Source organism: Methylococcus capsulatus, from assembly GCF_036864975.1.
Lineage (GTDB): Bacteria > Pseudomonadota > Gammaproteobacteria > Methylococcales > Methylococcaceae > Methylococcus.
Genome location: NZ_CP104311.1, coordinates 596,804 through 608,781, shown reverse-complemented (window position 1 = coordinate 608,781; position 11,978 = coordinate 596,804). Strand labels below are relative to the sequence as shown.

Genomic DNA, 11,978 nt, shown 5'->3' with positions numbered 1-11,978 from the left:
GTCAATGAGCGAAGAAGCAGAAGAACTGAAGGCCAAACTGAAGAAACTCAACGCCCAGGCCACGGCGCTCAAAATGGACCTGCACGATCTGGCCGAGGATTTGCCCACCGGCTGGAACAGGATCATGGAAGTCGCCGAAAAGACCTATGAGGCATATCGCCAGCTCGATGAATTCCGTAAGAGCACGGCCAGTTAGGAGTCAAAATCATGAGTGAATTTTCCGTGACCCTCCCCAGCGGGAAAGTCTGGGTGCCGAAGTTCGTCGGCGAGATCAACCAGGACAAGTGCATCGGCTGCGGGCGCTGCTACAAGGTCTGCGGGCGCGAGGTACTGGAGATGGTCGGCATCAACGAAGATGGGGAAGCGGTCGCTATCGGCGCCGGCGCTGACGATGACGACGACGAGTACGATAAGAAGGTGATGTCGATCGCCAATGCCGACAACTGTATAGGCTGTGAATCCTGCGCCAAAATCTGCCCCAAGCAGTGCTACACTCACGTACCCCTGGCGGCTTGATCCAAGGCCGGTGGGGTGGGGGTTTCTTCATGCCGGAGAGCGCAGACCATGCTGGCCAGAAGCGACGTATACAGCTATGACCCCTTGCTCGCTTATGCCGAGAACCCAAGCGAGCCATTGACTCTCGCCTTCGCGTCAGCGATCGAGCTGGCGCGTAGTTCTTCTCGGCTGGCAGGCCGTGGGGGCTTCGGCCTCGATCCTGCCGAATTCTGCACGCTGCTCGACCGCTATTTTCCCGGTGCGCGCGGCGTCTACATCAAGCCGGCGGGCGCCGCGGGGCGCGCGCCCGCCGACGAGTTCGACTCACTCCTGGGGCTGCTGCTCGAACATTGTCGCGGCGATGCCGTGGAATCCCGTTGGCTGGCGCATGCCATCGCCGCTTGCTGCATGGGCGATGATCACCTGTGGCAGGACATGGGGCTGGCGGACCGGAAGACGCTCTCGGATCTCCTGGCGCACCATTTCCCCGGGTTGTTCGCCCGCAATACCGGCGGCATGCGTTGGAAGAAGTTTTTTTACAAGCAGCTCTGCGAACGCGAAGGTGCCCATGTCTGCCGTTCGCCGACCTGCGCGGAGTGCGACGAATATGCGAACTGTTTCGGACCGGAGGAGGATGACGCATGGCAGCCGGTGAAGCGTTGAAGGTACAGATGCCCGGGTGTGCTGCCTTGAATGCGCCCGCCGAGTGGGTGGATTTTCTGGACCGTTGCGGTCCGGCTGTGGGCGACGGCGCGGAACTCGCGCTGGGCAGCGACATCATCGTCGACCTGTCCCATTTCGGGCTGATCGAAGTCAAGGGCGAGGAGGCCGGCAAATTCCTCGGCAGCATGCTGACCGGCGACGTGCGCCTCGTATCGGAGACCTTGGGTCAGTTCACCAGTTGGTGCGACGGCAAGGGGCGGATCCAGGCCACGTTCTGGCTGTTCCTGCGGGACGGCGCCTATTACCTGCTGGTGCCGGAGGAGTTGCTGGCTAGCGTGGTCACGCGCCTGAAGATGTTTCTGCTACGTACCAAGGCGACCATCACTGATGCCAGCGACAAGCTGGCCCGGCTCGGTCTGTCCGGCGCCGGGATCACCCACATGCTGGGCTCGGCTCTCCCGGAGTCACGGGGTGGGACGGCGTCGGTCGGTGATTGCACCCTGGTCGCTCTGGGCGGTGAACCCAGGCCGCGCTGGCTGGCAGTGGGTGCTCCCTCGGCCATGATCGCGCTTTGGAGCAAGCTCGCACCGGCAGCCCGGCCCGCGGGAGCAGGCGCCTGGTCCTTGCTGGACATATTGGCGGGTATTCCTTACATCGCCGCCGCAACCGCCGGCGAGTTCATCCCTCAGATGCTGGACCTGGAAGCGCTCGGTGGTCTGAGCTACAAAAAAGGCTGTTATCCCGGACAGGAAGTGATCGCTCGGCTGCACTACCGCGGCCAGCTCAAGCGCAAGGTCTTCCTGGCTCATGTCGACTGTACCGAGGTTCCGGCATCGGGTACCCGGCTCTATCGGCCGGGATTCGATGAAAGCGTTGGTCTCGTGGTCTCGGCGGCGAAGGATGGGCGAGAGCATTCGGTCACCATGCTCGCCGTGGCCGTGATCGAACAGAAGGCGCTGGGGGACATCCGTCTCGGCAATCCCTCAGGTCCGCTGCTGGTGTTCGCAGACCAAGACGATGAGCTGCTGCCTTCCGACGCCGGCTGCTGATACGGCAAGGTCCTGCGATTTTCACGTTGATCATGAACAAAAGGACAATGCCATGCGACGTAAACCCTACGAACTCAAAGTCGAAGTCAAAGCCGTCTATCTGCAGGAGCACTCCCGGCCCGATGCCCAGCAGTACACGTTCGCTTATACCGTGACCATGGAGAATACCGGCACCGTTCCCGCCAAGCTCCTGGGCCGTCGCTGGATCATCACCGATGCCAACGGCAAAACGGTGGAGGTGGTCGGCGAGGGCGTGGTCGGGGAGCATCCTTATCTTCGCCCCGGCGAGGCTTTCGAATATACCAGCGCGGCGACCATCGCCACCCCGGTCGGCAGCATGCACGGCAGCTATCAACTGATCGCCGACGACGGGATGCCGTTCGAGGCGCCCATCGCAGCGTTCAGCCTAGCGATCCCGCGCCGGCTGCACTGAACCGCCCCCAGGACGAGGACAAATCCGATGAATTTCTTGAAGGACAGGCACGGCATGGATTACGCAACGAGGGCTGCCGGCGGACTGGTTCCGGTGGTGGTGGAGCAATCGGCGCGCGGCGAGCGGGCCTTCGACATCTACTCGCGGTTGCTGAAAGAGCGGGTCATCTTCCTAGTCGGCCAGGTCGAGGACTACATGGCCAATCTGGTGATCGCGCAGTTGCTGTTCCTGGAATCGGAGAATCCCGACAAAGACATCCATCTCTACATCAATTCGCCGGGTGGTGTGGTGACGGCGGGCCTGGCGATCTACGACACCATGCAGTTCATCAAGCCCGACGTCAGTACGCTGTGCGTCGGCCAGGCCGCCAGCATGGGTGCGCTGCTGCTGGCCGGTGGTGCGGCCGGCAAGCGCTACTGCCTGCCGCACTCACGGATCATGATCCACCAGCCGCTGGGCGGCTTCCAGGGCCAGGCATCGGACATCGACATCCATGCCCGGGAGATTCTGGCGGTCCGCGACCGTCTCAATAAGATTCTCGCCCGCCATACCGGCCAACCCCTCGAAAAGATCCAGATCGACACCGATCGCGACAACTTCATGAGTGGAAGCGATGCAGTTGAATACGGCTTGATCGACAAAGTGCTCGTGAATCGCACAACCGGCGCGGTCTGATCGGCCGGTTCGCAGTTTGGCGCACAACTTGCCAGTCAAAAGGAGAACGACAGCCAAACACTGTTCCTAACCAGGGGAGTAAGCGCCATGAGCGAAGACAGGAAAAATAAAGAGTCCGGCAAGCTGCTGTATTGCTCGTTCTGTGGCAAGAGCCAGCACGAAGTCAGAAAACTCATTGCCGGCCCCGCCGTATTCGTCTGTGATGAATGCGTCGAACTGTGCAACGACATCATCCGCGAAGAGCTGCAGGGCGGCGAGGCCGGGACCACAGAGGGCCTGCCCAAGCCGAAGGAAATGAAGGCGATTCTGGACCAATACGTCATCGGCCAGGACAAGGCCAAGCGCATCCTCTCGGTGGCTGTATACAACCATTACAAGCGCCTCAAGGTCAGAACCTTCAAAAACGATGTGGAACTGGCCAAGAGTAATGTTCTCTTGATCGGTCCGACCGGTTCGGGCAAAACTCTGCTGGCGGAGACCCTGGCACGGGTGCTGGACGTCCCCTTCGCCATCGCCGACGCCACCACCCTCACAGAAGCCGGATACGTCGGCGAGGACGTCGAGAACATCATCCAGAAGCTCTTGCTGGCCTGCGATTATGACGTGGAAAAGGCCGAACAGGGCATCGTCTACATCGACGAGATCGACAAGATTTCACGGAAGTCCGACAGCCCGTCCATCACCCGCGACGTGTCGGGGGAAGGTGTGCAGCAGGCCCTGCTCAAGCTGATGGAGGGTACCGTCGCCTCTGTGCCGCCCCAGGGCGGGCGCAAACATCCGCAGCAGGAGTTTCTGCAGGTCAACACTGCCAACATCCTGTTCATCTGCGGCGGCGCTTTCGCCGGCCTCGACAAGACCATACGTTCCCGTTCACAAAAGAGCGGCATCGGCTTCTCGGCCGAAGTGAAGAGCAGGGAAGAAAACACCCACCTGGGGGAGGTCCTGGCAGCGGTCGAAGCCGAAGACCTGATCCGTTATGGCCTGATACCGGAGTTCATTGGCCGCCTGCCGGTGGTGGCGACCCTCGAGGAGCTCGACGAGGCAGCGCTGGTCAACATCCTCACCGAGCCGAAAAACGCTCTCGTCAAACAGTATGCCCGCCTGTTCGAAATGGAAGGCTGCGAGCTGGAAATCCTGCCGGAGGCCCTTGGAGCTATCGCTCGGCGCGCCATGGAGCGCAAGACCGGGGCACGGGGCCTTAGGACCATCGTCGAGCAGGTCCTGCTCGACACGATGTACCAATTGCCTTCCGCCGAAGGTGTTGTCAAGGTGGTGGTCGACGGTAAGGTGATCCGGGGCGAAGCCGACCCCTATCTGGTCTACCGGACCGACGAGAAGCATTGCGCCTCCGCCTAGGCTTCGAGACGGATGGAAAGGCCGGGGTGACCCGGCCTTGCTCGTTTGCGGGGCAATGGCAGCGTCGTATCGCTTTCACCGTTTCGGTGCAGCGTGTCGAGTTGTAGCAAACCCGACAAAACACCGTCATCACCCTTCCGTCCTGCTCAAACCTTCGTAATCCGTACCATCCAGGTCCTCTTTGCGTGCCGGGTGCTTGGAGAGAGCGCTACCCCCGGCGGCCCTTGTCGGCAACGAGACAAACCGATTTTTCGCATCGAGCGGGTCAAGACACGTAAAATCATACAGTTAGAGTGATTCTCAAGGGTGGCCCGAGGTTTGCAAGACAGAGGTCAAGGCAAACCGCCCACCTTCTGGCGAACTCGGAGAACATGCAATGAAGTTACCGGTCTATCTCGATTACTCGGCTACGACGCCGGTCGATCCCCGTGTTGCCGAGAAGATGATTCCGTTCCTGACGGAAAACTTCGGCAACCCTGCCAGCCGTTCCCATGCCTTCGGCTGGACGGCCGAGCAGGCGGTGGAAAACGCGCGGGAGGAAGTGGCGAAGCTGGTCAACGCCGATCCTCGGGAAATCGTCTGGACCTCTGGCGCAACCGAGTCGGACAACCTCGCCATCAAGGGCGCGGCCGAGTTCTACCAGACCAAGGGTCGTCATCTGATTACGGTGAAGACCGAGCACAAGGCGGTGCTGGATACCATGCGCGAGTTAGAATCGACCGGCTTCGAAGTCACCTATCTCGAGCCGATGGCCAATGGTCTCCTGGACCTCGACGTCTTCAGGGCAGCGATCCGGCCCGACACCGTGCTGGCTTCCGTGATGCACGTCAACAACGAGATCGGTGTCATTCAAGACATCGCGGCGATCGGCCAGATCTGCCGGGATCACGGCGTGATCTTCCATGTCGACGCTGCCCAGTCGACCGGCAAGGTCGAGATCGATCTGGACAATCTGCCGGTCGATCTCATGTCCTTTTCCGCCCACAAAACCTATGGTCCCAAGGGCATCGGCGCCCTCTACGTGCGCCGCAAGCCGCGTATCCGCCTCAAGGCGCAGATGCACGGCGGCGGCCATGAGCGGGGTCTGCGCTCCGGCACCCTGGCGACGCACCAGATCGTCGGTATGGGAGAGGCCTTCCGCATCGCCCGCGAGGAGATGACGGCGGAGAACGAACGCATCCGTGGGTTGCGTGACAAGCTGCTGGCCGGCCTCAAGGACATGGAAGAGGTGTTCGTCAACGGCGATCTGGAGCAGCGGGTACCGCACAACCTGAACATCAGCTTCAATTACGTGGAGGGTGAGTCCTTGATGATGGCCATCAAGGATCTGGCGGTGTCCAGCGGTTCGGCCTGCACCTCGGCCAGCCTCGAGCCTTCCTATGTATTGCGTGCCCTGGGACGCAGCGACGAGCTGGCCCACAGTTCGATCCGCTTCACTCTGGGCCGCTTTACCACGGCGGAGGACGTGGATTTCGCCATCTCCCTGATCAAGGACAAGGTCGCTCGCCTGCGCGAGATATCGCCTCTGTGGGAGATGTACAAGGACGGGATCGATCTCAACACCGTTCAGTGGGCCGCGGCGCACTAAACATGCCCCAAGCCCTTCACCATCCAATCAGGAGAACAACAATGGCATATAGCGATAAAGTCATCGACCACTACGAAAATCCCCGCAACGTCGGCTCATTCGACAAAGACGAAGACGGCGTGGGCACTGGCGTCGTGGGGGCTCCAGCCTGCGGCGACGTGATGAAGCTGCAGATCAAGATCAACGATGAAGGCGTGATCGAGGATGCCAAGTTCAAGACCTATGGCTGTGGCTCGGCGATCGCCTCCAGCTCGCTGGTGACCGAATGGGTCAAGGGCAAGACGGTCGACGAGGCTTTGGCGATCAAGAATTCCGATATCGCCGAGGCGCTGGCGCTGCCGCCGGTGAAGATCCACTGCTCCGTGCTGGCGGAAGATGCCATCAAAGCCGCCGTCTCGGACTACAAGGCCAAAATGGGCGTAGCCGATGAAGGCTACGAAGTTTGCAAATCGGCCGCGTGAAGGCGAGGACAACGTTATGACAGCCATGACCAGCATCGTCGATCTGACGCCTGCGGGCCCTGCATTGATATTCACCGGCAGCGCCGCGGCCAAGGTGAGCGAACTGATCGCCGAGGAAGGCAATCCGGCGCTGAAGCTCCGGGTGTACGTGTCTGGCGGCGGCTGTTCGGGGTTCCAGTATGGCTTTTCTTTCGAAGAGGCCGTGAACGAGGACGACACGACAGTGGAGAAGGATGGTGTCACTCTGCTGGTCGACCCCACCAGCCTGCAATATCTGCAGGGCGCCGAGATCGATTACCAGGAGGGGCTGGAGGGTTCCCGTTTCGTCATCAAGAACCCGAATGCCACTTCGTCCTGTAGTTGCGGCAGTTCCTTCTCCGTCGACGGCGGCGCGAGCTGCTCGTCCCACTGACGCCGGTTGGCCTTATAAGGAGGACAAAAGATGGCGGTAACGCTGACACAAAAAGCGGCTGTTCAGGTCCAGAAGCATCTGGCAGCGCGGGGTGCGGGCGTGGGCTTGCGGGTCGCCGTCAAGACGTCGGGCTGTTCCGGTCTGGCCTATGCCTTGGAATTCGTCGATGAGCCTGCGCCGGAAGATGAGCGCTTCGAAAGCTTCGGTGTCACCGTGCTGGTCGATCCGAAGAGCTTGGTCTACCTGGAAGGCACCGAGCTGGATTTCGTGCGTGAAGGCTTGAACGAAGGCTTCAAGTTCAATAATCCCAACGTCAAGAATGAATGCGGCTGTGGCGAGAGTTTCAATGTCTAGGAGCGATGGCCATGAGCGAAATGTCGCCCCGTAATTATTTCGAGTTTTTCCAGCTGCCCGAAATGTTCCGGCTGGACCAGAGCGTGTTGGACAGCCATTACCTGGAACTGCAAGCTCGCGTCCATCCGGACAAGGCCGCCCATCTGAGCGATGTGGAAAAGCGCCTGTCTCTGCAATGGGCGACTTTCGCCAATGAGGCTTACCAGACCTTGAAGCGTCCGCTGGATCGAGCGCGCTACCTACTCCGGATCCACGGTGTGGATACCCGGGAAGAGGACAATACGGCGATGCCGGCGGAGTTTCTGCTGGAGCAGATCGAATGGCGCGAGGAAATGCAGGATGCCATCGCCGGCCGCAGCGAAGCCGCGCTGGACCGGCTGGGTTTCCGCCTGAAGAAGGAAATGGATCATATGATCGAAGCGCTCGGCGCCCTGCTGGACGTCGAGCAGTCGCATCCGGAAGCCGCGGTGCTGGTGCGCCAGCTCGCCTTCCTGGAAAAACTCAAACGTGATCTCGATCAGGCGCACGCCCTGCTGGAGGACTGATGCTGCTACAGATTTCTGAACCCGGTGCCGGCGTGAAGCCGCAGCGGAGGCTCGCGGTAGGGATTGATCTGGGTACGACCCATTCGCTGGTGGCCACCGTCCGGGACGAGGGGACGGTAGTGTTGGGCGATGCCCAAGGGCGGGTTCTGTTGCCTTCGGTGGTGCGTTACCTCGATGGCGGAGGGGTCGAGGTCGGCTACGAGGCCAAGGCCCGGCAGAGCGAAGACCCTGAGAATACCTTCGTATCGGTCAAGCGCTACATGGGCCGCGGATTGGGCGACCTCGCCAGCCATCACGGCGCGCCCTATCGTTTCGTCGAAGGCGAGGGCATGGTGCAGTTCGACACTCGTGCCGGGCGTATCAGCCCGGTCCAGGTCTCGGCAGAGATTCTCAAGGTGCTGCGCGATCGGGCGGTGGCAGAGCTGGGCGGTGAGCTGGCCGGCGCGGTCATCACGGTGCCGGCCTATTTCGACGAGGCTCAGCGCCAGGCGACCAAGGACGCCGCAAAGCTCGCCGGGCTGGAGGTCTTTCGGCTGCTCAACGAGCCGACCGCTGCGGCCGTGGCTTACGGGCTGGACAACGCCGCCGAGGGCGTGTACGCGGTTTACGATCTGGGCGGGGGCACCTTCGACATCTCGGTGCTGAAACTCGCCCGGGGTGTGTTCGAGGTGCTGGCCACCAACGGCGATCCGGCCCTGGGGGGGGATGATTTCGACCGGGCGGTCTATGATTGGCTACTCGCCCAGAGCGGGTTGAAGGCACTCTCCAGCAGCGATGCGAGTCTTATCATGGCCGCCTCCCGCGTCGCCAAGGAACGGCTTTCCGAACAGACCGAGGCGACCATCGACGCCGTACTGTCGGACGGTTGCCGGCTTGTGCTGACTTTGAGCCGCGACACCTTTGCGGAGCTGACCGCCGGCTTGGTTAAAAAAACGCTCACCCCGGTGCGCAAGGCGCTACGCGACGCGGGGCTCGCCATCGATGACATCAAGGGCGTGGTCCTGGTCGGCGGCGCGACCCGCATGCCTTGCATTCGGGAGGCGGTGGCCGAATTCTTCCAGCAAACGCCGCTCACCGATCTTGATCCGGACAAGGTGGTGGCGCTGGGCGCCGCCATGCAGGCCAACCTGCTGGCCGGCAACCGCGCGGGTGGCGACTGGCTGCTGCTCGACGTGATTCCGCTGTCGCTGGGCATCGAAACCTTGGGCGGTTTGTGCGAAAAGATCGTTCCGCGCAATACCACCATACCGGTGGCGCGGGCCCAAGAATTCACCACATGGAAGGACGGTCAGACCGCCATGAGCATCCATGTGGTACAGGGCGAGCGCGAACTGGTGAGCGAATGCCGCTCGCTGGCGCGTTTCGAGCTGCGCGGCATCCCGCCGATGGTTGCGGGTGCGGCGCGTATCCGGGTGACCTACCAGGTCGATGCCGACGGCCTCCTCAACGTGACCGCATCCGAGCAGACCAGCGGGGTCGAGGCCAGCATCGAGGTCAAGCCCTCCTATGGTCTGAGTGATGCGGAAGTGGCGCGGATGATAGAGGATTCCTATCTGCATGCCCGCGACGACCTGGAGGCGCGGCGGCTGCAGGAGCAGAAGGTCGAGGCTTCGCGTCTGATCGAAGCCACCGAGTCGGCATTGGCCGAGGACAGTGACCTGCTCAGCGAATCGGAGCTTGAAGTCCTGGTCAGCGGTCTACAGGTGCTGAAGGTTGCGATGGAAGGGACGGACTGGCAGGTGATCAAGAACGCCGCCGACGCGTTGAACGAGGCCAGCACGGAATTTGCCGGGCGGCGTATGGACCATAGCATCAAGGCCGCCCTGACCGGCCAGAAGCTGGAGAGCTTGGGAGTCTGAGCATGCCGCAGATCAAGGTATTGCCCCATGCCGAACTGTGCCCGGAAGGCGCCGTCATCAAGGCGAGCTACGGCCAGAGCATCTGCGATGCGCTACTGCACGGCGGGATCGAGATCGAGCATGCTTGTGAGATGGCCTGCGCCTGTTCCACCTGCCATGTCATCGTGAGAGAAGGCTACGATTCGCTGAACCCGGCGGACGATGCCGAGGATGACATGCTGGACCGGGCCTGGGGCCTGGAGCCGCATTCCCGCCTGGCCTGCCAGGCGGTGGTGAGCAAGACCGATCTGGTCATCGAGCTGCCACGCTATAGCCGTAATCTGGCGAAAGAACTCAAGTGAGGTCAGCCATGGCTATACACACCGTAACCATCAACGACACCACCCTCCGGGACGGCGAGCAGACCGCCGGGGTCGCTTTCACCGCCGAGGAAAAGCTTTCCATCGCCCGGGCCTTGGCGCGGGCCGGCGTACCGGAAATGGAAGTGGGCATTCCCGTCATGAGCGCCGAGGAGCAGGAGGTGATCCGCGCCATCGCCGCCCTGGGGTTGCCGACCCGGCTGATGGTCTGGGGCCGGATGTGCGAACGGGACTTGGCGGCGGCAGCCGGCTGCGGGGTCGAACTGGTGAACCTGTCGATTCCGGTATCGGACATCCATCTCCGCCACAAGGTGAACCGGACCCGCGAATGGGTACTGGCCAGTATCGACCGTTTCGTGAAGCGGGGTCTGGATGCCGGCATGGAAGTCTGTGTCGGCTGCGAGGATGCTTCCCGCGCCGATCCGGACTTCATGCTGCAGGTTGCCCAGGGGGCGCAGCAGGCCGGCGCCCGACGCATCCGCTTCGCCGACACCCTAGGGCTGTTGGAGCCGATGACCACCTTCGAGCGTATCCACCGGCTGGCCGCAGGCACCGACCTGGAGATCGAGATGCATGCGCACAATGACTTCGGACTGGCAACGGCCAACACCCTTATGGCGGTGCAGGCCGGGGCGACCCATGTGAACACCACGGTCAACGGCCTGGGCGAGCGGGCTGGGAACGCGGCCATCGAGGAAACCGTGATGGCTCTGCACCGGCTTTACGGCATCGATACCGGCATCGCCGTCGATCATTTTCCGGAGATTTCCGGGTTGGTGGCGGCCGCTTCCGGCCGACCGGTGGCGGCCAACAAGAGCATCGTCGGCGAAGCGGTGTTCACCCACGAAGCCGGCATCCATGTCGATGGACTGCTCAAGAACGTCATTAACTACCAGGGTGTGGATCCGAAGGATCTCGGGCGCGAGCACCGCCTGGTGCTGGGTAAGCATTCCGGCACCCATGCGGTGAAGCGGAGCTTCCGCCAGCTCGGGATCGAGCTCAGCGAAAAGGATGCCGGCCGGGTACTCAAGCGTATCCGTATCCATGCCAGCCAGACCAAGCGCCCGCCCAGCGAGACCGAGCTGAAGCTGTTTTATGCGGAAACTTCGGTGTCGTCCCAGCCGCGTCCGGGTCTGTTCGGCTGAGACGGCGGGATCGGCAATGTAAAGAAACCTGATGGCTAAGGAATCATCATGAATCCGGTTTTGCAGCGCATACAAAGTTTTTCCGCAGCCGAGGAATTCCTCGATTTCTTCGGCGTCGAATACGAGCCCTCGGTCGTACACGTCAATCGGCTGCACATCCTGAAGCGTTTCAACCAGTACCTGAACCGCAGCCCCATTCCGGACGACATGGATGAAGCCACTGCCATGGCGACCTGCAAGGCGCTGTTGAGTCAGGCCCACGATGACTTCGTGAAGTCCACGGCAGCCCAGGAAAAAGTATTCAAGGTGTTCCAGGATCAGAACGGCAAGAGCATCTCGCTGGACAGCTTGAAGGCTAGCCTGGCCACGCGCGGTCAGGGAGCCTGAGACATGGTTTCCTCCCTTCTCTCTCTGGGACTGATCTGCCGAGAGCGGATTTGCACTGACCCGAGGGAGAGCGGGCAGGATAGCCCAGATTGAAAGAGTCGGGCGTGAGGGGCTGTTCAAGCCGTGTGCAACGCGGCAGACCCGGGCTCTCTCGTCCAGCCTTGCCGGCCATCTTCTCCCCAAGGGAGAAGGACAAA

Annotated in this window: 16 protein-coding genes; all 16 read left to right on the top strand. The window is 61.6% G+C overall.

The window, feature by feature from the left end:
* Nucleotides 1-4 precede the first annotated feature (4 nt).
* The 16 genes from N4J17_RS02840 (at nucleotide 5) to nifW (ending at nucleotide 11,781) form a co-directional block, all read left to right on the top strand.
* Entirely contained in the window at nucleotides 5-196 is a 192-nt protein-coding gene (locus tag N4J17_RS02840; protein WP_198324079.1) for a CCE_0567 family metalloprotein, read from the top strand.
* Between the two features lie 11 nt (nucleotides 197-207).
* Nucleotides 208-516, top strand: coding sequence for a ferredoxin III, nif-specific (gene fdxB / locus N4J17_RS02835; RefSeq protein ID WP_198324080.1), 309 nt, complete (start codon nucleotides 208-210; stop codon nucleotides 514-516).
* Nucleotides 517-564: 48 nt separating this feature from the next.
* Nucleotides 565-1,158: a nitrogen fixation protein NifQ gene (locus N4J17_RS02830; protein WP_198324081.1), complete on the top strand. Its 594-nt coding sequence runs from the start codon at nucleotides 565-567 to the stop codon at nucleotides 1,156-1,158.
* Entirely contained in the window at nucleotides 1,137-2,207 is a 1,071-nt protein-coding gene (locus tag N4J17_RS02825) for a YgfZ/GcvT domain-containing protein (RefSeq protein WP_198324082.1), read from the top strand. The genes N4J17_RS02830 and N4J17_RS02825 overlap by 22 nt, the downstream gene beginning before the upstream one ends.
* 52 nt (nucleotides 2,208-2,259) lie before the next feature.
* Nucleotides 2,260-2,640: a Co2+/Mg2+ efflux protein ApaG gene (gene apaG / locus N4J17_RS02820; RefSeq protein WP_198324083.1), complete on the top strand. Its 381-nt coding sequence runs from the start codon at nucleotides 2,260-2,262 to the stop codon at nucleotides 2,638-2,640.
* A gap of 54 nt (nucleotides 2,641-2,694) precedes the next feature.
* A complete protein-coding gene (gene clpP / locus N4J17_RS02815; RefSeq protein ID WP_277458157.1) occupies nucleotides 2,695-3,315 on the top strand; it encodes an ATP-dependent Clp endopeptidase proteolytic subunit ClpP in 621 nt (206 codons plus the stop codon).
* Between the two features lie 87 nt (nucleotides 3,316-3,402).
* Complete coding sequence (clpX, locus tag N4J17_RS02810) at nucleotides 3,403-4,671, top strand: ATP-dependent Clp protease ATP-binding subunit ClpX (RefSeq protein WP_198322378.1); 1,269 nt, start codon at nucleotides 3,403-3,405, stop codon at nucleotides 4,669-4,671.
* A gap of 376 nt (nucleotides 4,672-5,047) precedes the next feature.
* Nucleotides 5,048-6,259: an IscS subfamily cysteine desulfurase gene (locus N4J17_RS02805; RefSeq protein ID WP_198322377.1), complete on the top strand. Its 1,212-nt coding sequence runs from the start codon at nucleotides 5,048-5,050 to the stop codon at nucleotides 6,257-6,259.
* A gap of 41 nt (nucleotides 6,260-6,300) precedes the next feature.
* Nucleotides 6,301-6,720: a Fe-S cluster assembly scaffold IscU gene (iscU, locus tag N4J17_RS02800; RefSeq protein WP_198322376.1), complete on the top strand. Its 420-nt coding sequence runs from the start codon at nucleotides 6,301-6,303 to the stop codon at nucleotides 6,718-6,720.
* A 25-nt stretch (nucleotides 6,721-6,745) separates the two neighbouring features.
* Nucleotides 6,746-7,132 carry an iron-sulfur cluster insertion protein ErpA gene (gene erpA / locus N4J17_RS02795; protein WP_198322396.1) on the top strand — a complete coding sequence of 129 codons (387 nt, stop codon included), beginning with the start codon at nucleotides 6,746-6,748 and terminating at the stop codon, nucleotides 7,130-7,132.
* Nucleotides 7,133-7,162: 30 nt separating this feature from the next.
* A complete protein-coding gene (gene iscA, locus N4J17_RS02790; protein WP_198322375.1) occupies nucleotides 7,163-7,486 on the top strand; it encodes an iron-sulfur cluster assembly protein IscA in 324 nt (107 codons plus the stop codon).
* Nucleotides 7,487-7,497: 11 nt separating this feature from the next.
* Nucleotides 7,498-8,031, top strand: coding sequence for a Fe-S protein assembly co-chaperone HscB (gene hscB, locus N4J17_RS02785; protein WP_198322374.1), 534 nt, complete (start codon nucleotides 7,498-7,500; stop codon nucleotides 8,029-8,031).
* Nucleotides 8,031-9,890: a Fe-S protein assembly chaperone HscA gene (hscA, locus tag N4J17_RS02780; protein ID WP_232470336.1), complete on the top strand. Its 1,860-nt coding sequence runs from the start codon at nucleotides 8,031-8,033 to the stop codon at nucleotides 9,888-9,890. The genes hscB and hscA overlap by 1 nt, the downstream gene beginning before the upstream one ends.
* Nucleotides 9,891-9,892: 2 nt before the next feature.
* Nucleotides 9,893-10,231: an ISC system 2Fe-2S type ferredoxin gene (gene fdx, locus N4J17_RS02775; RefSeq protein WP_198322373.1), complete on the top strand. Its 339-nt coding sequence runs from the start codon at nucleotides 9,893-9,895 to the stop codon at nucleotides 10,229-10,231.
* A gap of 8 nt (nucleotides 10,232-10,239) precedes the next feature.
* Nucleotides 10,240-11,394, top strand: coding sequence for a homocitrate synthase (nifV, locus tag N4J17_RS02770; RefSeq protein ID WP_198322372.1), 1,155 nt, complete (start codon nucleotides 10,240-10,242; stop codon nucleotides 11,392-11,394).
* A gap of 48 nt (nucleotides 11,395-11,442) precedes the next feature.
* A complete protein-coding gene (gene nifW, locus N4J17_RS02765) occupies nucleotides 11,443-11,781 on the top strand; it encodes a nitrogenase-stabilizing/protective protein NifW (RefSeq protein WP_198322371.1) in 339 nt (112 codons plus the stop codon).
* Nucleotides 11,782-11,978: the final 197 nt, after the last annotated feature.

Bases quoted from the DNA above. Each gene is read 5' to 3' on its own strand.
- fdxB (WP_198324080.1), top strand. From the start codon at position 208: ATGAGTGAATTTTCCGTGACCCTCCCCAGCGGGAAAGTCTGGGTGCCG.
- nifW (WP_198322371.1), top strand. From the start codon at position 11,443: ATGAATCCGGTTTTGCAGCGCATACAAAGTTTTTCCGCAGCCGAGGAA.
- clpP (WP_277458157.1), top strand. From the start codon at position 2,695: ATGGATTACGCAACGAGGGCTGCCGGCGGACTGGTTCCGGTGGTGGTG.
- hscA (WP_232470336.1), top strand. From the start codon at position 8,031: ATGCTGCTACAGATTTCTGAACCCGGTGCCGGCGTGAAGCCGCAGCGG.
- apaG (WP_198324083.1), top strand. From the start codon at position 2,260: ATGCGACGTAAACCCTACGAACTCAAAGTCGAAGTCAAAGCCGTCTAT.
- hscB (WP_198322374.1), top strand. From the start codon at position 7,498: ATGAGCGAAATGTCGCCCCGTAATTATTTCGAGTTTTTCCAGCTGCCC.
- clpX (WP_198322378.1), top strand. From the start codon at position 3,403: ATGAGCGAAGACAGGAAAAATAAAGAGTCCGGCAAGCTGCTGTATTGC.
- N4J17_RS02825 (WP_198324082.1), top strand. From the start codon at position 1,137: ATGGCAGCCGGTGAAGCGTTGAAGGTACAGATGCCCGGGTGTGCTGCC.
- N4J17_RS02805 (WP_198322377.1), top strand. From the start codon at position 5,048: ATGAAGTTACCGGTCTATCTCGATTACTCGGCTACGACGCCGGTCGAT.
- iscA (WP_198322375.1), top strand. From the start codon at position 7,163: ATGGCGGTAACGCTGACACAAAAAGCGGCTGTTCAGGTCCAGAAGCAT.
- iscU (WP_198322376.1), top strand. From the start codon at position 6,301: ATGGCATATAGCGATAAAGTCATCGACCACTACGAAAATCCCCGCAAC.
- N4J17_RS02840 (WP_198324079.1), top strand. From the start codon at position 5: ATGAGCGAAGAAGCAGAAGAACTGAAGGCCAAACTGAAGAAACTCAAC.
- erpA (WP_198322396.1), top strand. From the start codon at position 6,746: ATGACCAGCATCGTCGATCTGACGCCTGCGGGCCCTGCATTGATATTC.
- N4J17_RS02830 (WP_198324081.1), top strand. From the start codon at position 565: ATGCTGGCCAGAAGCGACGTATACAGCTATGACCCCTTGCTCGCTTAT.
- fdx (WP_198322373.1), top strand. From the start codon at position 9,893: ATGCCGCAGATCAAGGTATTGCCCCATGCCGAACTGTGCCCGGAAGGC.
- nifV (WP_198322372.1), top strand. From the start codon at position 10,240: ATGGCTATACACACCGTAACCATCAACGACACCACCCTCCGGGACGGC.